Genomic DNA, 18,284 nt, shown 5'->3' on the forward strand with positions numbered 1-18,284 from the left:
CCGCTTCTAAGGTGCGGCGGCAATGGCGAGGCCCCAATCCCCCGATTACGACAAAAGGCGCGACGCGATCGTCGCGGCCGCCGCGCGCCTCTACGCCCGGCGCGGCTTCCAGGGCGCGTCGGTCGCCGAACTGGCCAAGGCGTGCCGCAGCTCCAAATCGCTCATCTACCATTATTTCGCGGCCAAGGAGGACATCCTCTACGAAGTGATGGCCGCGCATCTCGACGCGCTGGTCGAAGCGTCGGAGGAAGCGCTGCGGGCAAGCGGGCCGGAGGAACGGCTGCGCGCCCTCACCCGCGCCTTCGTCGACCTGTATGCCGACGCGCAGCACAATCAGAAGGTGCTGCTGAACGAACTCGACAATCTGCCCGCGCCGCGCCGGGCGGAGGTCGTCGCCAAGCAGCGCCGGATCATCGCCGTGGTGGAACAGCTGATCCGCGACATCCGGCCTGACGTCGATCCGGTGAAGCTGCCGCTCACCATGCTCTTCTTCGGCATGATCAACTGGACCCATACCTGGTTCCGCCCGGACGGCGCGCTGCCGCCGGAGGCGCTGGCCGGCATGGCGGCGGAGCTGATGCTGGCGGGCCTGTCCTCCGCGCCGCTTTCCCCCTCGCTGATGAGCGAGGACCGTCAGGCGTCGTAGTCGAGCTCGACGCCTTCGCTTTTCGGCACCGACTGGCAGGTGAGGACATAGCCGGCGGCGATCTCCTCGTCCGACAGGCCGTAGCGGGCGGCCATCTCGACCTCTCCGGCGACCACGCGGGCGCGGCAGGTGGCACAGACGCCGGCCTTGCAGGCGAAGGGCGCCCCGAGCCCGGCGGCGCGGGCGCTGTCGAGGATGTTGCCGGCGGCGGCGTCGAACGGCACGCGGCGGGTGCGGCCGTCCAGCGTCACCTTCATGCTCAGCCCCTCGGCGCCCTTCGACATCTGCTGGAGCTGGGCCTGCAGCGCCTCGGGCGGCCGGTCGGCGGTGAAGCGCTCGAGATGGATTTTGTCGCGCGGCACTGAGGAATCGCACAACGCGCCTTCGGCGGCATCCATCATCGGGCCCGGGCCGCAGATGAAGAAGGCGGCGACCTCGGTCGGGTCGATCAGGCAGGTCAGGATCTCGGCGCATTTCGCCTGGTCGAGCATGCCGTTGAACAGCTCGATATCTTCCAACTCGTCCGACAGGAAATGGTGGACCTGGAGGCGCTCCATATGCCGGTTCTTGAGCCGCGCCAGCTCTTCCAGGAAGATCACAGACTGGCTGTCGCGATTGCCGTAGAAGAGGGTGAAGCGGCTGCGGGGCTCGGTCACGAGCGCGGTCCTGAGCAGCGACATGACCGGCGTGATGCCCGAGCCGCCGGCAAAGCCGACATAATGGTTGGCCGCTTGCCGATCGAAGTCCCAGGTGAAGCTGCCATGGGGCGGCATAACGTCCAATCGGTCGCCGGGCTTCAGATTGTCGTTCGCCCAGTTGGAGAAGAGGCCGCCGGCGATGCGCTTCACCGTCACCTTCACCACGCCGTCCTGCGGCGCGACGCAGAGCGAATAGTTGCGCCGCACCTCTTCGCCGCCGATCTCGGCGCGCAGGGTTAGGTGCTGGCCGGGCTTGAACCGGAAAGTCTCGGCAAGGTCCGGCGGCACGTCGAAGCGGATCGACTTGGCGTCCGCGGTCTCGGAAATCACGTCCGCGACGGTCAGGCTATGGAAGCTGGCGCTCATGTCAGTGGCACTTGAACAGGTCGAACGGCTCGGCGCAGGCACGGCAGCGCCACAGCGCCTTGCAGGGCGTGGAGCCGAAGCGGCTGATTTCCTCCGTCTCGGCCGATCCGCATTGCGGGCAATGGACGGAGCGGCTGCCGGCGGGCGTCGGCGGGGCGATGCCGTAGGCGCGCAGTTTCTCGCGCCCCTGATCGCTGATCCAGTCGGTCGTCCAGGGCGGGCTGAGGGTGGTCTCGATCCGCACCTGGCGGTAACCCGCCGCGTCGAGCGCGTCGCGCACCATCCGTTCTATCACCTGGGTGGCGGGGCAGCCGGTATAGGTGGGCGTGAGCACGACCCTGTCCGCCGCCACCTCGCGCACGATGCCGAGATCGACGATCGACACGGCCGGGATCTCCGGGTCCGGAACGGAATTCAGCACCTCCCAAATCCCGGCGCCCCGGCGAAGACCGGGGTCTCGTGGAGCAGAGGCACCGCGCATTTCCGACACCAGGTCCCGGCCTTCGCCGGGATGACGGGAGGCCGCCGCTACCATGTCGCGTCCGGATAGGTGCGGGGGAGGAATTGCATCACGGCGAGCAGGTGGCCGAGATGCTCCGAATGGTGGCCGCGGCGGCCGCCGAGGATCGGGCGCTGATCCTTCGGCGGCTCGAGCGTCGCTTCGGCGAGGACGGCGCGGACGCGGGCGTCATAGGCCTCGCGCAGGCTTTCGGGCTCCGGGCCAATGCCGCGGCCGGCGATGGCGCGCGTCACCGCGTCCGCCTCGAACAGCTCCGGCACGAAGCGCCAGGTCCAGTCCAGCCCCGCCTCCATCCGGGCGCGGCTTTCCTCGGTACCGTCGCCGAGGCGGATCACCCATTCGGCAGCCAGCTCCTCATGATAGGCGACTTCCTTCACCGCCTTGGCGGCAACGGCGGCGATGAACTCGTCCGCCGATCCGGTCAGCCGCTCGAACAGCAGCTTCTGCCAGGTGGAGAAGAGGAATTGCCGCGCCATGGTCTGGGCGAAATCGCCGTTCGGCTGCTCGACCAGCCAGCAATTGCGGAAATCGAGCACGTCGCGGCGGAAGGCGAGCGCGTCGCCGTCGCGCCCCTTCCCTTCCACCTCCCCGGCGCGGCCGAGGAAATGGGTCGCCTGGCCGATCAGGTCGAGCGCCATGTTGGCGAGGCTGAGATCGACCTCCACCGAAGGCGCATGGCCGGTCCACTCCGACAAGCGCTGGCCGAGGATCAGGCTGTCGTCGCCGAGACGCAGCAGATAGTCGAACAGCGCCGGGCGCACCTCTTCTTCGCCCGGCGCGTCGAACGCACCGGCGCCGGTCGCGCCGGGAGGGAGGTCGATGGGCGGGAGCGAGGCCATCAGATCCGATCCTCCCTGCGAGCGCAGCTCGTGGGGAGGGGGACCGTGCGAAGCACGGTGGAGGGGCCTTCAGGACTCAGCCAGCCCCTCCACCAGCCTTCGGCTGGTCCCCCTCCCCATCGCTTCGCGACAGGGAGGATCTGTTTCGCCTTCCCGCTCATATATGCTTCACGTCGTCGGGGATGTTGTAGAAGGTCGGGTGGCGATAGACCTTGTCGGCGGCGGGGTCGAACATCGCGGCGTCGTCCGAGGGATCGGACGCGACGATCTGCGCCGACGGCACCACCCACAGGCTGACGCCTTCCATCCGCCGGGTGTAGGTGTCCCGCGCGTGGCGCAGCGCGATCTCGGCATCGGGCGCATGGACCGATCCGACATGGCGATGGCTGAGCCCGCCGCGCGAGCGGACGAACACTTCCCAGAGCGGCCAGTCCTTCATCAAAACACCGTCATCCCGGCGCAGGCCGGGATCTCGCAGGGTGAAGAGCACCCCGCCTTTTCCGTCCTGAGGTCCCGGCCTTCGCCGGGATGACGTGCGGCCTTCCGCGCACCCCTCACGCCGCTTCCCTCCGCGCCTTCTTGCCGGCATGGGCCGCCGCCGCCTCGCGGACCCAGGCGCCATGCTCCCAGGCCTCGCGGCGGGCCTTCATCCGCTCCTTGGCGACCGGCCCCTCGCCCTTCACGACGGCGTAGAATTCGTCCCAGTCGATCTCGCCGAAATCGTAGCCGCCCTTGTCCTCGTTCCACTTGAGGTCCGGGTCGGGAACGGTGAGGCCGATCGCGTCGGCCTGCGGCACGGTGATGTCGACGAACTTCTGGCGGAGTTCGTCATTGGTTTCCCGCTTGATCCGCCAGCGCATCGACTGGGCGGTGTTGGGAGAATTGTCGTCGGGCGGGCCGAACATCATCAGGCTTGGCCACCACCAGCGGCTCAAGGCATCCTGCGCCATGCGCTTCTGATCGGCGGTGCCCGCGGCGAGATGCATCATGATCTCGTAGCCCTGGCGCTGATGGAAGCTTTCCTCCTTGCAGACGCGGACCATGGCGCGGGCATAGGGCCCATAGCTGGTGCGCTGGAGCGGCACCTGGTTCATGATCGCCGCGCCGTCGACCAGCCAGCCGATCGCGCCGATGTCCGCCCAGGTGAGCGTCGGATAGTTGAAGATGGTCGAGTATTTCGCCTTGCCGCTGTGCAGCGCCTCGATCATCTCCTCGCGGCTGGTGCCCAGCGTCTCGGCGGCGCTGTAGAGATAGAGGCCGTGGCCGGCCTCGTCCTGCACCTTGGCGAGCAGGATCGCCTTCCGCCGCAGCGAGGGAGCGCGGGTGATCCAATTGCCCTCGGGCAGCATGCCGACGATCTCGCTGTGCGCGTGCTGCGAGATCTGCCGGGTCAGCGTGCGGCGATAGGCTTCCGGCATCCAGTCCTTGGGCTCGATGAACTCGTCGGCCGCGACGCGGGCTTCGAAGGCGGCGAGCTTGTCCGGATCCTCGAGGTTCTGGACGTTCTTCGTCTTGCTGAGTTCGGTGGTGTACATGGGTGCAATCCTATCATTCGCCGACCGATCGGTCAACGAACCGGCGCGCCGGTCGTTGCTCAGTCCACCGTGACGACGAGCTTGCCCACCGCTTTGCGCGCGGCCATGTGCGCGATCGCCTCGCCGGCGCGCTCGAGCGGCCAGGTGGCGCTCACCTTGGGCGCGATCTTACCCTCGTCCCACAGGCGGAACAGGGTGTGGATATGCTCCGCGTTTGCCTGCGGGTCGCGCGCGGCGAAGGCGCCCCAGAAGACCCCGCACACGTCGCAGCTCTTGAGCAAGGTGAGGTTGAGCGGCAGCTTCGGAATGCCGGCCGGGAAGCCGACCACCAGATAGCGTCCTTCCCAGGCGATGGACCGCAGCGCCGGCTCGGCATAGTCGCCGCCGACCGGATCGTAGATGACGTCCGCGCCCTGGCCCCCAACCCCCTCCTTGAACTGCTGCGCGAGCGCCTTCGAGGCGTCCTTGTCGAACGGCCCGCGCGGGTAGACGAGGGTCGCGTCGGCGCCGGCCGCTTTGGCGACCTCGGCCTTTTCCTCCGACGACACGGCGGCGACGACGCGCGCGCCATAGGCCTTGCCGAGCTCGACCGCCGCCAGGCCGACCCCGCCGGCGGCGCCGAGCACGAGTAACGTCTGCCCCTCCTTCAGCTTCCCCCTGTCGAGCAGCGCGTGGATCGAGGTGGCATAGGTCAGGATCAGCGCCGAGCCTTCCTCGAAGCTGCGCCCGACCGGCAGCGGCAGCGCCGTGGCGGCGCCGACCAGCACCTTTTCGGCGAGCCCGCCATGGCCGAGCATGGCGATCAGCCGGTCGCCTTCCTTCCAGCCCTCGACCCCCTCGCCCACCGCCTCGACGATCCCGGCGATCTCGCCGCCCGGGGCGAAGGGCCGCGGCGGCTTGAACTGATATTTGTCTTCGATGATCAGCACGTCGGGATAGTTGATCGCACAGGCTTTCACCCGCACCAGCAGCTGGCCCGGCCCCGCCACCGGATCCGCGACCTCGGTCAGCTCCAGCGTTTCCGGTCCACCCGGCGCCTTCGACAGCAATGATTTCAACTCACTCTCCTTCGATCAGTTCGATGCCGAGCCTGCGCGCTGCGTCCGCCAGGGGTGCGTCGAGTGTCGCCAGCGGGAAACCCAGGCGCTGCGCCAGCTCCAGATATGCCGCGTCATATATTGAAAGGCGATGCTCGCGGGCGAGGGGCAACAGCACCGCGACCAGCCGGTCGGCATCAGCAGGATCGACCTCCACGGGCATATCCTGAAGGACGGCCACGAACTCCTCCAGCCGGTCCGGGGCGGCGCGGGTCCGCCGCTCACCGCGCAGCCCGGCGCTCACCACCTCGACCAACCAGTGCTGCGGCACCGCCACTCCTTCTTCGAAGGCGCGGTGCGCGACACGCCGCACGGATGGCGATGCTTCGTCTTCGAAGTGCCAGGCCACCGTCATCGAGGCGTCGAGCACGAAGCTCATTCGTGTTTGCGACCTTCCCTGACGAGATCGGCCGCGGTGACGTCCGGTCCCAGCCTGATGTCGTGCGTGCGGCGATATTCTTCCCATCGGGCGAGCGACTCGAGCCGCTCCTCGCGGGTGAGGGCGCGCCTCGCCGGCACCAGCCGCGCGACCGGCCGGCCGTGACGGCGGATGGTGATCGTCTCCCCCGCCTCCGCGCGGGCGAGCAGCTCGGAAAAATTCGCCTTGGCGGCGGCGGCACCGAATTCGCTGGGCTTGGCGTCCATCGATTTGACCTCTTTTCAGGTCAAAATGCTCTTCGCCGGCTCTGGCGTCAAGCTCAGCGCGCCGCCTCCGGGAAGGCGGGGAGCTTGGCCACGTCGGCCGGTTCGTGCTGGATGATGGTGCGCGCGCCGAGGTTGCGCGCGATGCGGTCGAAGCGGTCCATCGAAGCGAGCGTGTCGGCGCGGTTGTGGTTGAACGGCGGGACACCGCGATTCTCCACCTGCTCGGTGAAATGATAAAGGTCGCCCGACAGCAGCACCGGCCCGGAGGCGAGCCGCACCAGCAACGCGAAGTGATTAGGCGTGTGTCCGGGCATCGACAGCATGACCACGCGGCCGTCGTGGAACAGGTCGATGTCGCTCTGCGCCTCCACCATCCGCCGCTCGCCGTCGAGCCAGGGCCGGAGGCGGTCGGGCTGGATGAAGTCGCCGGTCTGGGTGCGCAGCACTTCGACGTCGCCCTTGCCGATCACCAGCGTCGCGTTCGGGAAATCCGCCGCCTGGCCGATATGATCGAGATGATAATGGCTGATGCCGAGGAACTCGATCTGCTCGGGCCGGACGCCGATCGGCGCAAGCTGATCGACGATCCTTTCGTTCAGCGTCATCGTCTGCGCCGGCATGTCGACGGTCTGGCCGGCGAGCTCGCCCGGCAGCCCGGCGTCCCACAGCATGTAGCGGTCGCCGTTCCTGATCAGATAGCAGCTGTCGACGATCCGCTTCGGGCCGGGCGGATACTGGAAGGTGTCGGAGAAGAAGGCGCCATATTGCTTGATGACGAATTCGCCGCAATCGAGCCGCCACAGCGCCAATTCTCCCGGCGCCTGGGGTTGCGGGGGCGCCTGCATGCCGCCCAGCGCCAGGAACGCGGCCGCCGCCGCCGCCATTCGCCCGATCATAAGCCCCTCCCCTCGTTTCAGCCGATGTTGCGCAGCACCGTGTCCGGATCCGAACTCGGTTCGTCCACCAGGATGCCGCTGCGGTAGACGAGCTGCCCCAGCGCCCAGAGGACCAGCGCCGCCGCGATCAGCAGCAGAAGGTTGCGTGTCCCGCGGCTCATCCGCTCTCTCCTCGGCTTCGTTGCTGGGGCGATACATAGGTGGGATCGTGGGCGAAGGGCAATCGGCGATCCTCGCGCAGCGCGGAAAGGACGGCCGCGAAGTCGGTGCGGCAGCGGAAGCCGAGCAGCCGCTCCGCCTTGGAGGGATCGTAGACCCGGTCGATATGACGCGGCAGCGACCAGCCGCGCCGGGCGTAGAGTTCCGCCGCGTCGGGAAAGCGGCGGGCGATGACGGACGGGGCGTCGGCGACCAGCGCCTCGGCTTCGTCGGGAGCGAAGGGCGGCGGCGCCGAGAGGATGAAGGTTTCGAAGCCCAGCCGAGGCGCCTGGTCGAGCGCGACGAGATGCGCGTCGGCCGTGTCCTCAACTGTGAGGCGGCGGTTCAGGAATTCGTTGGCCTTGATGTTCGGGCCGGAAAGCGCGCGATCGGTATCGTCTTCCTCGGGAAAGAAGCGGCCCGTGCGCAGCACCATCACCGCCATTCCGTGCGCACGGTGGTGGAGGCGGCAGAGCTGCTCCGCCGCGAGCTTCGTTACGCCGTAGATGTTGCGCGGCTCCGGCGGCGCATGCGTCTCGTCCAGCCACGCGGCGCGGCGCGCTCCGCCCGCCCGTCCGGCGCGGATGGCTTCGCTGATCATCAGCGATGTCGTGGAGGTGAAGATGAAGCGGTCGTGCCCGGCCCGCGCCGCCGCCTCGAGCAGGTTGAGCGTGCCGGTGACGTTGACGTCGATAAAGGCCTGGGCCGGATAGCGCGCGATGTCCGGCTTGTGGAGCGCGCCGGCATGAATCACCGCCTCGATTCCATGATCAACGAAGACGCGGTCGACCAGCGCCCGCTCCGCGACGCTGCCGATGACGGAGGTGAAGGCGCCGGGCGCGGGATCAAGACCGATCACCTCGTGCCCGGCCGCGACCAGCCGCGGCGCCAGAACCTGCCCGAGCCAGCCGGAGCTTCCGGTAAGGAGCAGCCTCATCCGCTCAGCCGGCGCCTGCGCTCACCCGAGGGCCGTCTCGTAGGCGGCGGTGGTCTTGGCCGCGACCTCGTCGGCGGTGACGCCGGGCGCGATCTCGATCAGGCGGAAGGGGCTGTCATGATCGGGCCGATGGAAGACGGCGAGGTCGGTGATGATCATGTCGACCACATTCTTGCCGGTAAGCGGCAGCGTGCAGTCCGGGATGAACTTCGGATCGCCGCTCTTGGAATTGTGCTCCATCACGACGATGATCTTCTTGACGCCGGCGACGAGGTCCATCGCGCCGCCCATGCCCTTGATCATCTTGCCCGGGATCATCCAGTTGGCGATGTCGCCTTTCTCGCTCACCTCCATCGCGCCGAGCACCGTCAGGTCGATATGGCCGCCGCGGATCATCGCGAAGCTCTGCTCGGAACCGAAATAAGAGGAGGAGGGAAGTTGGCTGATCGTCTGCTTGCCGGCGTTGATCAGATCGGGATCGACCTCGTCCTCAAAAGGGAAGGGGCCGATGCCGAGCATGCCGTTCTCGGACTGCAGCGTCACCGTCATCCCTTCGGGGATGTTGTTCGCGACCAAAGTCGGAATGCCGATGCCGAGATTGACGTAATAGCCGTCGCGCAGCTCCTTCGCGGCACGCGCGGCCATCTGATTGCGATCCCAAGCCATTATGCCGCCTCCCTCTGCCGCGTGGTGCGGAATTCGATCTTCTTGTCGTAGGGGGCGCCCAGGATCAGGCGCTTCACATAGATGCTCGGCAGATGGATACAGTCCGGGTCGAGGCTGCCGACCGGGACGATCTCCTCGACCTCGGCGACGCAGATCCGGCCCGCGGTCGCCATCGGCTGGTTGAAGTTGCGGGCGGTCTTGCGGAAGACGAGGTTGCCGCTCTCGTCGGCCTTCCAGCCCTTGACGATCGACAGGTCCGCGCGGATCCCGCGCTCGAGGATGTAGGTCTCGCCGTCGAACTCCTTATGCTCCTTGCCCTCGGCGACGACGGTGCCGACGCCGGTCTTGGTGTAGAAGCCGGGAATGCCCGCGCCGCCGGCGCGGCAGCGCTCGGCGAGCGTACCCTGCGGGCAGAATTCGACCTCGAGTTCGCCGGCCAGATATTGCCGCTCGAACTCCTTGTTCTCGCCGACATAGGAAGAAATCATCTTCTTCACCTGGCGCGAGCGCAGCAGCTTGCCGAGCCCCTCATTGTCGATGCCGGCATTGTTGGAGGCGATGGTGAGGTCTTTGACGCCGCTCTTCTGAATGGCGTCGATCAGCCGTTCCGGAATACCGCACAGGCCGAACCCGCCCGCGCAGATCGTCATGCCGTCGAACAAGAGGCCTTCGAGCGCGGCCTCGGCATCGGGATAGATTTTCTGCATTCAGCGCTCCCTTGGGATCGGCCCACGCGATAGTCGCGCGACCCGAGTCCGGTCAAGCGAACCTGAACGAGGTTTCAAGTTGGGACGCGCCGCTTCTTGAAAAAAGGGGCGATCGTCGCCGACCGCCCCTTCTGCTGTGTCTGACCACCTCCCCAGAGTCGCTTCGGGGAGAGGCGCCCGGAATTACTGCTTCAGCTTCGCGAGCACGCCCTGGAGCTGCATCGCGTTCGACATGTCGCCCTCGATCTTCAGCTTGCCCTGCATGAAGGCGGTCATGCCGTCGAGCTTGCCGTCGGCCATCGCCTGCCAGTCGTCCCAATTGATCTTGATTGTGGTGTCGGCCGCGCCGTCTTCCTCGGTCACCTGGTTGGCGACGCCGTCGAGCAGCACCACGCCCTTGTCGCCGAAGTCGATCTTGACGCGCTTGCCCGGAAGCCAGGCGCCCTTTTCGTTCAGCGCCGCCGCCATTTCGCTCTTTTCCATCTCAAGCTCCTCCTGGAATTGCCCTTCCCAACTAGCGGGCCTTCCCGACGCGTCAAGGCTTACACGGATGTCAGTACGGTGATCGCCCGGCACGCGCGTCCACCTCCTTGCCCAGGTTCGTGTCCCAAGCCGGTTTGCGCGTGGCGGGCAAACATGGTTAGGCGGGGCCATGACCCAGCGAACAGGCGGCCGCATCCTCATCGACAATCTGAAGGCGCAAGGGTGCGACCGCATCTTTTGCGTGCCCGGCGAAAGCTTCCTCGCCGCTCTGGACGCGCTGCACGACACGCCGGAGATCGACCTCATCGTCTGCCGCCAGGAAGGCGGCGTCGCCTATATGGCGGAAGCGGACGGGAAACTCACGGGCCGCCCCGGCGTCGCCTTCGTGACGCGGGGGCCGGGCGCGACCAACTCGTCGGTCGGCGTCCATGTGGCGCTGCAGGATTCGACGCCGATGATCCTCCTCGTCGGCGACATAGGGCGCGGCGACCGGGATCGCGAGGGTTTCCAGGAGATCGACTTCCAGACGATGTTCGCGCCGCTCGCCAAATGGGTCGGCCGCATCGAGGATGCGCGCCGCATCCCCGAATATGTCGCCCGCGCCTATGCGACCGCCATGGCGGGACGGCCGGGCCCCGTGGTGCTGGTCCTGCCCGAGGACATGCTGACCGACGAGGTCGAGGCCGTCGACCGGCCGAAGGTCGCCCGCTTCGCCCAGGCGGCCGATCCGATGGCGGTGGCGACGGTGATGGACCTGCTGAAGGATGCCTCCGCCCCGCTCGCCATCGTCGGCGGCGCCGGCTGGTGCACGGGCGCTTCGCATTTCTTCGCCGAGTGGGCGGAACGGATCGGACTGCCGGTCGCGGTCGCCTTCCGCCGGCAGGACGCCATTCCCAATTCCAGTCCGGTCTATGCCGGCAATCTGGGCTATGGACCCAATCCGAAGCTCGTCGAGCGGGTGAAGGCGGCGGACCTGCTGCTGGTGGTCGGGCCGCGCCTCGGCGAAGCGACCACCGACGGTTATGCGCTCATCACTCCCGATCATCCCGGGCAGACCCTGATCCACGTATATCCCGATCCGGAGGAGCTGGGCCGAGTCTATCGCACCGACCTGCCGATCTGCGCCGACATGCGGGAGTTCGCCGAGCTGTGCGCCGATTGGGAGGACGAAGTCCTGCATTTCGATGCGGGCGGCGCCGCGCACCAGGAATGGCTCGAATGGGCCAGCCCGCGCCCGACCGGCGCGGCGCTCGATCTCGGCCTGTGCGTCGCCCGGATGCGGGAGGTGCTGCCCGCCGATTCGATCATCTGCAACGGCGCCGGCAATTTCTCCGGCTGGTGGCATCGCTTCTGGCATTACGGCCCCTGCCCCTCCCAGCTCGCGCCGACCAACGGATCGATGGGCTATGGAACGCCGGCCGCGGTCGCGGCGGCGCTGCGTTTCCCCGATCGCCAAGCGATCGCGGTCGCGGGCGACGGCGACTTCCTGATGAACGGGCAGGAGCTCGCCACCGCCGTCCGCTATGGCTGCGACCTGCTGGTGCTCGTCGTCGACAATGGCAGCTACGGCACCATCCGCATGCACCAGGAGCGCGAATATCCGGAGCGGGTCGCCGGGACCGATCTCGTCAATCCGGACTTCGCCGCGCTCGCCCGCGCTTACGGCGCCTGGGCGGAAACGGTGGAGCGGACCGAGGATTTCGCCCCCGCCCTCGACCGGGCCAAGGCGCACAAGGGCGTGAAGCTCCTGCACCTCAAGACCGATGTCGAGCAGATCAGCGCGGCGACCACCATCTCGAAGATCCGCGCCCGCCGGCGCTGATCGCCCGGCCTAGAGCCCGGACGGCCACAGATCGTCCTCGCCGGGCTCCTGCGGACCGGCGAGGGGCGTGACGGCCTCGGTGCGGTCGAACCACACCCAGGCATCGAACTGGCGCGGAAGGACGGCGCGGGCATAATGGCTCCAGCGCTCGGTCTCCGGCCGGTAGATGACGCCGATGAAGCGCTCCAGCCGCGGCTCCATCAGCGCCTCCACCGCCTGCTCGTTCTCGCCTTCGCGCATGTCGAGGAGGAAGCGCTCCACGCCCGCCTCGTGGCTCAGCTGCTCATAGCTGCCGGCCAGGGAGGGGCGGACCTCCTTCACCTCCATCTCCCCGTCCCAGTCGCTCGCCGCGGCGACCGTGCCGCCATGCGTGCCGAATCCGATCAGCCGCGCACCCTCGCCGAACCGCTCCTTCGCCAGCTGGCCGATGTTGATCTCGTCCCGCACCTCGCCCATGTCGGTGAAGACGGCATTGCCGATGTGGCTGTTGTGCGCCCAGACCACCGCCTTCGCACTCGGCCCCTTGGCTTCGAGAAGCTGGCAGAGCGTCTCGAACATGTGCGTATCGCGCAGGTTCCAGCTTTCGGCGCCGCTGTAATACATCGCCCGATAATGAGCCTCGGCATTCTTGACGAGCCGGGCATTGGCGGCGGCATCGAGCCATTCGTCGCCATCCTGCGCCGCATAATCGAGCTGCCTTAGCTGCAGCTCGCGCAGCATCTCGACGGCTGGCTGCTCGCAATGGGCATAGCCCTGGTTGATCGCCATCCGCCCGTAAGCGGCGGGATCGCGGCTGAACGGCTTAAGACAGCCGTAGCGCTCGCGCGCCACCCGCGCGGCCTCCGGATCCACATCGTCGAGATAATCGATCACCGCGCGCATCGACGCGCCGAGATTGTAGAGGTCGAGGCCGTAGAAGCCGACCATATTCTCCGGCGGCAGCGGCGCGTTGCGGCCGCGGAGCCAGCGGACGAACATGTCCACGTCGCGGTTGCGCCACATCCAGGTGGGGAAGCGGCGGAAGGCGGCGTCCTCGCCCTCCCGGCCAGGACGGTGCCGCACGAAGCGGTCGACCTGCGCCGCGTCCGGCCAGTCGGCCTCCACGGCGACGATGTTGAAGCCGTGACGTTCGATCAGCCGGCGCGTGATCGCCGCGCGGGCGCGGTAGAATTCGGAGGTGCCGTGGCTCGCCTCGCCGAGCAGCACCACCCGCGCATCGGCAAAGCGGTCGAACGCTTCGGCGAAGCCGGGATCCTCGATCTCCGGCAGCGGCTCGGCGGCGGCGCGGATCAGCCCCGCGGCCGAAGGGACGGCGACGGCATCCTCCACTCCGGCGGCCCAGCCATGGGCGCCGATCAGCGGCACGAAGCGCACCGGCCCCAAATCCTCCTGCTCATAATCCTCGTCCGAAAGGCGCGTCACCTTGACGAGCGTCTGGACCGCCCCGGGCTCGCCCAGGGGCATGACCAGCCGGCCGCCGACGGCGAGCTGCTCCAGCAGCGGTTCTGGAACGTGGCTCCCGCTCGCCGCGGCGATGATCGCGTCGAACGGCGCCTCCTCGGGCAAGCCGTTGGTGCCGTCCCCTTCGAGGATGTCGACATTGACGTAGCCGAGCCGCGCCAGCCGCTCGCCCGCCAGCCGGGCCAGCTCGCCATGCCGCTCGATCGCCAGCACCTCGCCCGCGATGCGGCCGATGATCGCCGCGGCATAGCCCGAGCCCGCGCCGATCTCGAGCACCCGGTCGCCGGGCCGGACCTCGGCCGCCTCGATCATCAAGGCCACGATATAGGGCTGGGAAATGGTCTGGTCCGCCTCGATCGGCAGCGGCGAATCCTCATAAGCGAGGTCGATCAGATGCTCCGGCACGAACGCCTCGCGCGGCACGCTGCGCATCGCGTCCAGCAGCGACCGGTCGTGAATGCCGCGGGCGGCGATCTGCCGCTCCACCATCTTCTCCCGCGCCTTGGCGAAATCGGGCATGGGGGTCTCCTGTCGCGCCGTTCAACGAGGCGGCGGGAGCGCCGTTCCGCCTCCGGTGACAGCCACGGCCCGGCGCGCTAGGGAGGCCGGCATGACCCTCTCCGTCCGCCCCGTCGCCTCCGGCGCCGACAAGACCGCCTTCATCGAACTCGCCTACCGGATCAATGCCGGCGATCCGAACTGGGTGCCGCCGCTGCGCAGCGAAGTGAAGGGCCTGCTCGACCCCGGCACCAATCCCTGGTTCGAACATGCCGAGGCGCAGCTTTTCCTCGCCGAGCGGGACGGACGGATCGTCGGCCGGATCTCGGCGCAGGTCGACCAGCTGGTGCTCCAGCATATGGGCGCCGGCACCGGCCAGTGGGGCATGCTGGAGGCGGAGGACGCGGAAATGGCGGCGGCGCTGATCGCTGCGGCCGAGGACTCGCTCCGGGCCAAGGGCATGACGCGCGCGCTCGGTCCCTTCTCGCTGTCGATCTGGGACGAGCCCGGCCTCCTCATCAAAGGCCACGATCATCCGCCGACGGTGATGATGGGCCACAACAGCCCGGCCTATGAAGCCTGGGTGGAAGCGGCGGGCTATCGCGGCGCCAAGGACCTGTTCACCTACGATCTGGACGTCTCCCGGCCGATGCCGCCGCTCATCCAGCGCATCGTCGCGTCGGGAGAGCGCAATCCGCGCATCCGCATCCGCACCGTCGACAAGAAGAAGTTCGACGCGGAGGCGGCCACCATCCTCAACATCCTGAACGACGCATGGTCGGACAATTGGGGGTTCATCCCGCTCACCCCGGCCGAGATCGCTTATGGCGGGAAGAAGCTGAAGCCGCTGGTCTGGGAGGAGCTGATCCGCATCGCCGAAGTCGACGGGGAGCCGGTCGCCTTCATGATGACGCTTCCGGACGTCAACGAATTCATCCGCGATCTCGACGGCCGCCTGTTCCCCTTCGGCTGGGCGAAGCTGCTGTGGCGCCTGCGCAAGCCGAACACGCGCACCATGCGCGTGCCGCTGATGGGGGTGGTGCGGCGGATGCAGGCCACCCGCCTCGCAAGCCAGCTCGCCTTCATGATGATCGAATATATCCGCCGCGACGCGACGGCGAATTGGGGCACGCAGCGCGGCGAGATCGGCTGGATTCTCGAAGACAATATCGGCATGAAATCGATCGCCGAGGCGATCGAGAGCCATGTGAACCGGGTCTACCGCGTCTACGAAAAGCCGCTCTAGGACGTCAGCGCTTCGCCGCCTGGGCGACGGCCGCCGCGAAGCGGCGCCCGGCCCCTTCCTCGAAGCCGATATAGAGATCGGGCTCGATCAGCTCCGCCTCGATCAGCAGCGGCCGATCGCCGGCGCCGCGGACGAGGTCGATCCGGGCGTAGAGCAGCGGCTCGCCGACCGCCGCGAGCACCGCCTCCGCCGCCGCGCGTTCATCGTCGGCCGGCAGATGCCCGGATATGATGCCGCGATATTCCGGCTGGACGCGGAAATCGCCCGGCTGCGGGACCTTGCGGATGGCATGGCTGAATTCGCCGGCGAAATAGATCAGGGACACTTCGCCGGCGCTCTCGATGCTGGGGAGATAGGGCTGGATCATCGCCGGCCCGACGGGGCCGTCCTCCACACCCTGCCCCGGCGACCAGCGGATCGTGCGCCAAGCGCTGGCGGACATGCGCGGCTTGGCGACCAGCCGTTCCGTCCCGAACCGCGCCGCCGCATCCGCCATGACGCCCTCGCTCAGCCGGTCGACGAACAGGGTCGGCACGACCGGCGCGCCTTTCTCTTCCAGGCGACCGAGATAGACCTTGTCGGCGTTCCAGCGCAGCACGGCGGCGGGATTGGCGACCACCGTGCCCTCCGCCTGCCAGCGCGCCGTCCGCGCCTCCCAGGCGCGCTGCGCCTTGTGATAGCCCCAGGCGAGCAACGGCAGGACCAGGGCGGCGCCTGTCGCATCCTCGTCGGTCCAGCTGCGGCTTTCCACCGACAGCCCTTCCGCTTCCAGCAGCGGCACATAACCGGTGAGCACGTCGCGCCAGCGGCTGGCGAAGGAATCCGCGTCGGCGGGATCGGGCGTCAGGATGGAGATACGCGTCATCGGCGCGCCGATAGCAGACGCGCCGCCGCGGTCCAGCCCGGGGTCGCAATTCCGCGCTTCGGCGTTATGAGGGATCGCAATGGCCGACGAACCGCATATCCTGCTGGTCGACGACGAGCGCGACATCCGCGAGCCGCTCGCCTCCTATCTCTCCCGCAACGGCTATCGGGTGAGCAAGGCGGGCGATGCCGCGGCCGCGAGGCAGCTGCTGGCGGCCCACGGCTTCGACCTCGTCCTGCTCGACATCATGATGCCGGGCGAGGACGGACTGGCGCTGACCGGCTTCATCCGCGCCACCGCCGCCACCCCCGTCATCCTCCTCACAGCGCGGGCCGAGGAGACCGACCGGATCGTCGGGCTGGAGATCGGCGCCGACGATTATGTCACCAAACCCTTTTCCCCGCGCGAGCTGCTGGCGCGGATCAAGGCGGTGCTCCGGCGCACCTCCAACGGCGCCGGCCAGCCAGTGCGCGCGCCGGAGGCGGAGAGCTACGCCTTCGGTCCCTGGGTCCTGAAGACAGGCGAGCGCGAGCTGGTCGATCGCGACGGCGTCGCCATCCCGCTTTCGACCGGCGAGTACAACATCCTCCATGCCTTCGTGACTCATCCCAGGCGCGTGCTGAGCCGCGAGCAACTGCTCGATTTCAGCCAGGGGCGCGAGCTGGCGGCGTTCGAACGCAGCATCGACAACCATATCAGCCGGCTGCGCAAGAAGATCGAGGAAAGCCCGTCCGATCCCAAGCTCATCAAGACGGTCTGGGGCGGCGGCTATATGTTGGCGGCGGAGGTGAAGCGGCTGTGAAGCGGCTGATGCCGGAAAGCCTGATCGGCCAGATCGCGCTGCTGATGGGCGCGGCCTTGCTGTTCGCGCAGGCGGTCAATTTCGCGCTGATCCTCACCGAACGTCAGCGGCTCAGCCTCGCCCAGATCGAGGGACCGGCGATCGGGCGCTTCGTGACATTCGCGCAGGATGTCGCCGCCGCCCCGACTGCAGAGCGCGCGGCGCTCGCCGGCGAGCGCCGCCGTCGCAGCCGCTACAGCATCGGACCCGAGCCGCTGGTCGCCGCCGGCGCGGGCGACCGCCGACTCGAGGACCGGCTGCGCGCCGCCGCGGCCGAGGCCGGCCTCCCGATCCTGGACGCGCGCGCGGCCGTCAGCGACGAGGTACCGCGCTTCGGCCGCGGCAAGAACCGCCCCCCGGATTCCCGTATGCGCCGCGAACTCCAGACGCTGATGCTGTCGGTTCAGCTGCAGGATAGATCGTGGCTCAACGCGCGGATGGTCACGCCGCGCCGCGATCCTTGGCTCGCCGCGCGGCTGGCGGGCGCCACCTTGCTCCTCTACCTCATCGTGCTCGGCGCGATGGTGATGATCGCAGCGCGGCTCGCCCGGCCGCTGCGCGACCTCGCATCCGCCGCCGACCGGTTCGAGGGCCGCGGAGACGCGCCGCAGGTCGAGCCGCGCGGACCCGCCGATCTCCAGCGCGCGATCGAAAGCTTCAACGCGATGAACGCCCGCGTCACCGCCATGCTGGACGAGAAGGACCGCATGCTGGGCGCGATCGGCCACGATCTGCGTACGCCGCTCGCGTCGCTCCGCATCCGCGCCGAAAGCATGGAGCCGGAGGAGGAGCGGCAGAAGATGATCGCCACCATCGAGGAAATGACGGCGATGCTGGACGACACGCTCGTGCTCGCCCGCTCCGGCCGCGCCCGCGAGCCCGCCCGCGCGATCGACGTATCGGCGCTGGTCGACGCGCTCGTCGAGGAATATCGCGAGCTCGGCCAGGATGTGGAGCTGGCGTCCGGCGGACGGCAGGTCGCCTGCGTCCGGCCCAATCTGCTTCGCCGCGCGGTGCGCAACCTCATCGACAATGCGGTGAAATATGCCGGCTCCGCGCGGGTCGCGGTCGGCGCCTCCGCGGATCGGGTGATCGTGGACGTGACCGACAGCGGACCCGGCATACCCGAGGCCGCGCTGGCGAGCGTCCAGGAGCCATTCCAGCGGCTGGAGGCCTCGCGCAACCGGGAGACGGGCGGATCGGGCCTCGGCCTCACCATCGCCCGCGCGGTGGCGCTCAATCATGGCGGCGAGCTCAGGCTGGAGAACCGGCCGGAGGGCGGCCTGTCCGCGCGCCTGTTCCTCCCGAAAGCGTGAGA

The 18,284-nt window shown here is 68.3% G+C and carries 21 protein-coding genes; 5 read left to right on the top strand and 16 right to left on the bottom strand.

The window, feature by feature from the left end:
* Window positions 1-22: 22 nt before the first annotated feature.
* On the top strand, window positions 23-646 hold the full coding sequence (locus ACK4K7_RS08365; protein ID WP_431865114.1) for a TetR family transcriptional regulator: 624 nt from the start codon (window positions 23-25) through the stop codon (window positions 644-646).
* Here the strand turns inward: ACK4K7_RS08365 and ACK4K7_RS08370 are convergent.
* From ACK4K7_RS08370 to ACK4K7_RS08435, 14 genes are all read right to left on the bottom strand, one after another.
* The gene (locus ACK4K7_RS08370) at window positions 634-1,710 is read right to left on the bottom strand and encodes a 2Fe-2S iron-sulfur cluster-binding protein (RefSeq protein WP_431865115.1); all 1,077 of its coding nucleotides are present in this window, start codon (window positions 1,708-1,710) and stop codon (window positions 634-636) included. The two genes, ACK4K7_RS08365 and ACK4K7_RS08370, sit on opposite strands and share 13 nt — an antisense overlap.
* Before the next feature lies 1 nt (window position 1,711).
* Complete coding sequence (gene paaD, locus ACK4K7_RS08375) at window positions 1,712-2,131, bottom strand: 1,2-phenylacetyl-CoA epoxidase subunit PaaD (protein ID WP_431865117.1); 420 nt, start codon at window positions 2,129-2,131, stop codon at window positions 1,712-1,714.
* Between the two features lie 107 nt (window positions 2,132-2,238).
* The gene (gene paaC / locus ACK4K7_RS08380) at window positions 2,239-3,069 is read right to left on the bottom strand and encodes a 1,2-phenylacetyl-CoA epoxidase subunit PaaC (protein ID WP_431865118.1); all 831 of its coding nucleotides are present in this window, start codon (window positions 3,067-3,069) and stop codon (window positions 2,239-2,241) included.
* Window positions 3,070-3,226: 157 nt separating this feature from the next.
* A complete protein-coding gene (gene paaB / locus ACK4K7_RS08385; RefSeq protein ID WP_431865120.1) occupies window positions 3,227-3,508 on the bottom strand; it encodes a 1,2-phenylacetyl-CoA epoxidase subunit PaaB in 282 nt (93 codons plus the stop codon).
* A gap of 115 nt (window positions 3,509-3,623) precedes the next feature.
* A complete protein-coding gene (gene paaA, locus ACK4K7_RS08390) occupies window positions 3,624-4,604 on the bottom strand; it encodes a 1,2-phenylacetyl-CoA epoxidase subunit PaaA (protein ID WP_431865122.1) in 981 nt (326 codons plus the stop codon).
* Between the two features lie 59 nt (window positions 4,605-4,663).
* Complete coding sequence (locus ACK4K7_RS08395; RefSeq protein ID WP_431865123.1) at window positions 4,664-5,662, bottom strand: NADPH:quinone oxidoreductase family protein; 999 nt, start codon at window positions 5,660-5,662, stop codon at window positions 4,664-4,666.
* A gap of 1 nt (window position 5,663) precedes the next feature.
* The gene (locus ACK4K7_RS08400; protein ID WP_431865125.1) at window positions 5,664-6,080 is read right to left on the bottom strand and encodes a type II toxin-antitoxin system VapC family toxin; all 417 of its coding nucleotides are present in this window, start codon (window positions 6,078-6,080) and stop codon (window positions 5,664-5,666) included.
* Window positions 6,077-6,346, bottom strand: coding sequence for a type II toxin-antitoxin system Phd/YefM family antitoxin (locus tag ACK4K7_RS08405; RefSeq protein ID WP_431865127.1), 270 nt, complete (start codon window positions 6,344-6,346; stop codon window positions 6,077-6,079). Before ACK4K7_RS08405 ends, ACK4K7_RS08400 begins: the two co-directional genes overlap by 4 nt.
* Window positions 6,347-6,399: 53 nt before the next feature.
* A complete protein-coding gene (locus ACK4K7_RS08410; protein WP_431865129.1) occupies window positions 6,400-7,242 on the bottom strand; it encodes an N-acyl homoserine lactonase family protein in 843 nt (280 codons plus the stop codon).
* A 17-nt stretch (window positions 7,243-7,259) separates the two neighbouring features.
* The gene (locus ACK4K7_RS08415) at window positions 7,260-7,403 is read right to left on the bottom strand and encodes a hypothetical protein (protein ID WP_431865131.1); all 144 of its coding nucleotides are present in this window, start codon (window positions 7,401-7,403) and stop codon (window positions 7,260-7,262) included.
* The gene (locus ACK4K7_RS08420; protein WP_431865132.1) at window positions 7,400-8,377 is read right to left on the bottom strand and encodes an NAD-dependent epimerase/dehydratase family protein; all 978 of its coding nucleotides are present in this window, start codon (window positions 8,375-8,377) and stop codon (window positions 7,400-7,402) included. Before ACK4K7_RS08420 ends, ACK4K7_RS08415 begins: the two co-directional genes overlap by 4 nt.
* A gap of 21 nt (window positions 8,378-8,398) precedes the next feature.
* Window positions 8,399-9,043, bottom strand: a complete 645-nt coding sequence (locus ACK4K7_RS08425; RefSeq protein ID WP_431865134.1) for a 3-oxoacid CoA-transferase subunit B — start codon at window positions 9,041-9,043, stop codon at window positions 8,399-8,401.
* A complete protein-coding gene (locus ACK4K7_RS08430; RefSeq protein WP_431865136.1) occupies window positions 9,043-9,750 on the bottom strand; it encodes a CoA transferase subunit A in 708 nt (235 codons plus the stop codon). The genes ACK4K7_RS08425 and ACK4K7_RS08430 overlap by 1 nt, the downstream gene beginning before the upstream one ends.
* Window positions 9,751-9,933: 183 nt before the next feature.
* Window positions 9,934-10,233, bottom strand: a complete 300-nt coding sequence (locus ACK4K7_RS08435) for an SCP2 sterol-binding domain-containing protein (RefSeq protein ID WP_431865138.1) — start codon at window positions 10,231-10,233, stop codon at window positions 9,934-9,936.
* 169 nt (window positions 10,234-10,402) lie between these two features.
* Between ACK4K7_RS08435 and ACK4K7_RS08440 the strand changes: the two genes are divergently transcribed.
* The gene (locus tag ACK4K7_RS08440; protein ID WP_431865140.1) at window positions 10,403-12,055 is read left to right on the top strand and encodes a thiamine pyrophosphate-binding protein; all 1,653 of its coding nucleotides are present in this window, start codon (window positions 10,403-10,405) and stop codon (window positions 12,053-12,055) included.
* A gap of 9 nt (window positions 12,056-12,064) precedes the next feature.
* On the opposite strand, the gene ACK4K7_RS08445 is transcribed toward ACK4K7_RS08440, so the two are convergent.
* The gene (locus ACK4K7_RS08445) at window positions 12,065-14,035 is read right to left on the bottom strand and encodes a protein-L-isoaspartate(D-aspartate) O-methyltransferase (protein ID WP_431865141.1); all 1,971 of its coding nucleotides are present in this window, start codon (window positions 14,033-14,035) and stop codon (window positions 12,065-12,067) included.
* A gap of 91 nt (window positions 14,036-14,126) precedes the next feature.
* Between ACK4K7_RS08445 and ACK4K7_RS08450 the strand changes: the two genes are divergently transcribed.
* Complete coding sequence (locus ACK4K7_RS08450) at window positions 14,127-15,260, top strand: N-acetyltransferase (protein WP_431865143.1); 1,134 nt, start codon at window positions 14,127-14,129, stop codon at window positions 15,258-15,260.
* Window positions 15,261-15,264: 4 nt separating this feature from the next.
* Here the strand turns inward: ACK4K7_RS08450 and ACK4K7_RS08455 are convergent, their stop codons facing one another.
* Window positions 15,265-16,125: an ATP-grasp domain-containing protein gene (locus tag ACK4K7_RS08455; RefSeq protein ID WP_431865144.1), complete on the bottom strand. Its 861-nt coding sequence runs from the start codon at window positions 16,123-16,125 to the stop codon at window positions 15,265-15,267.
* A 79-nt stretch (window positions 16,126-16,204) separates the two neighbouring features.
* Between ACK4K7_RS08455 and ACK4K7_RS08460 the strand changes: the two genes are divergently transcribed.
* Both ACK4K7_RS08460 and ACK4K7_RS08465 read left to right on the top strand, forming a co-directional pair.
* Complete coding sequence (locus ACK4K7_RS08460; RefSeq protein WP_431865146.1) at window positions 16,205-16,927, top strand: response regulator; 723 nt, start codon at window positions 16,205-16,207, stop codon at window positions 16,925-16,927.
* Window positions 16,924-18,282: a sensor histidine kinase gene (locus ACK4K7_RS08465; RefSeq protein WP_431865148.1), complete on the top strand. Its 1,359-nt coding sequence runs from the start codon at window positions 16,924-16,926 to the stop codon at window positions 18,280-18,282. Before ACK4K7_RS08460 ends, ACK4K7_RS08465 begins: the two co-directional genes overlap by 4 nt.
* Window positions 18,283-18,284: the final 2 nt, after the last annotated feature.

Origin of the sequence: Allosphingosinicella sp. (assembly GCF_046295735.1) — a bacterium.
Lineage (GTDB): Bacteria > Pseudomonadota > Alphaproteobacteria > Sphingomonadales > Sphingomonadaceae > Allosphingosinicella.

Bases quoted from the DNA above. Each gene is read 5' to 3' on its own strand.
- paaB (WP_431865120.1), bottom strand. From the start codon at position 3,508: ATGAAGGACTGGCCGCTCTGGGAAGTGTTCGTCCGCTCGCGCGGCGGG.
- ACK4K7_RS08410 (WP_431865129.1), bottom strand. From the start codon at position 7,242: ATGATCGGGCGAATGGCGGCGGCGGCGGCCGCGTTCCTGGCGCTGGGC.
- ACK4K7_RS08450 (WP_431865143.1), top strand. From the start codon at position 14,127: ATGACCCTCTCCGTCCGCCCCGTCGCCTCCGGCGCCGACAAGACCGCC.
- ACK4K7_RS08425 (WP_431865134.1), bottom strand. From the start codon at position 9,043: ATGGCTTGGGATCGCAATCAGATGGCCGCGCGTGCCGCGAAGGAGCTG.
- ACK4K7_RS08435 (WP_431865138.1), bottom strand. From the start codon at position 10,233: ATGGAAAAGAGCGAAATGGCGGCGGCGCTGAACGAAAAGGGCGCCTGG.
- ACK4K7_RS08365 (WP_431865114.1), top strand. From the start codon at position 23: ATGGCGAGGCCCCAATCCCCCGATTACGACAAAAGGCGCGACGCGATC.
- ACK4K7_RS08400 (WP_431865125.1), bottom strand. From the start codon at position 6,080: ATGAGCTTCGTGCTCGACGCCTCGATGACGGTGGCCTGGCACTTCGAA.
- ACK4K7_RS08420 (WP_431865132.1), bottom strand. From the start codon at position 8,377: ATGAGGCTGCTCCTTACCGGAAGCTCCGGCTGGCTCGGGCAGGTTCTG.
- ACK4K7_RS08370 (WP_431865115.1), bottom strand. From the start codon at position 1,710: ATGAGCGCCAGCTTCCATAGCCTGACCGTCGCGGACGTGATTTCCGAG.
- paaC (WP_431865118.1), bottom strand. From the start codon at position 3,069: ATGGCCTCGCTCCCGCCCATCGACCTCCCTCCCGGCGCGACCGGCGCC.
- ACK4K7_RS08415 (WP_431865131.1), bottom strand. From the start codon at position 7,403: ATGAGCCGCGGGACACGCAACCTTCTGCTGCTGATCGCGGCGGCGCTG.
- ACK4K7_RS08440 (WP_431865140.1), top strand. From the start codon at position 10,403: ATGACCCAGCGAACAGGCGGCCGCATCCTCATCGACAATCTGAAGGCG.
- ACK4K7_RS08445 (WP_431865141.1), bottom strand. From the start codon at position 14,035: ATGCCCGATTTCGCCAAGGCGCGGGAGAAGATGGTGGAGCGGCAGATC.
- paaA (WP_431865122.1), bottom strand. From the start codon at position 4,604: ATGTACACCACCGAACTCAGCAAGACGAAGAACGTCCAGAACCTCGAG.
- ACK4K7_RS08455 (WP_431865144.1), bottom strand. From the start codon at position 16,125: ATGACGCGTATCTCCATCCTGACGCCCGATCCCGCCGACGCGGATTCC.
- ACK4K7_RS08460 (WP_431865146.1), top strand. From the start codon at position 16,205: ATGGCCGACGAACCGCATATCCTGCTGGTCGACGACGAGCGCGACATC.
- ACK4K7_RS08405 (WP_431865127.1), bottom strand. From the start codon at position 6,346: ATGGACGCCAAGCCCAGCGAATTCGGTGCCGCCGCCGCCAAGGCGAAT.
- ACK4K7_RS08430 (WP_431865136.1), bottom strand. From the start codon at position 9,750: ATGCAGAAAATCTATCCCGATGCCGAGGCCGCGCTCGAAGGCCTCTTG.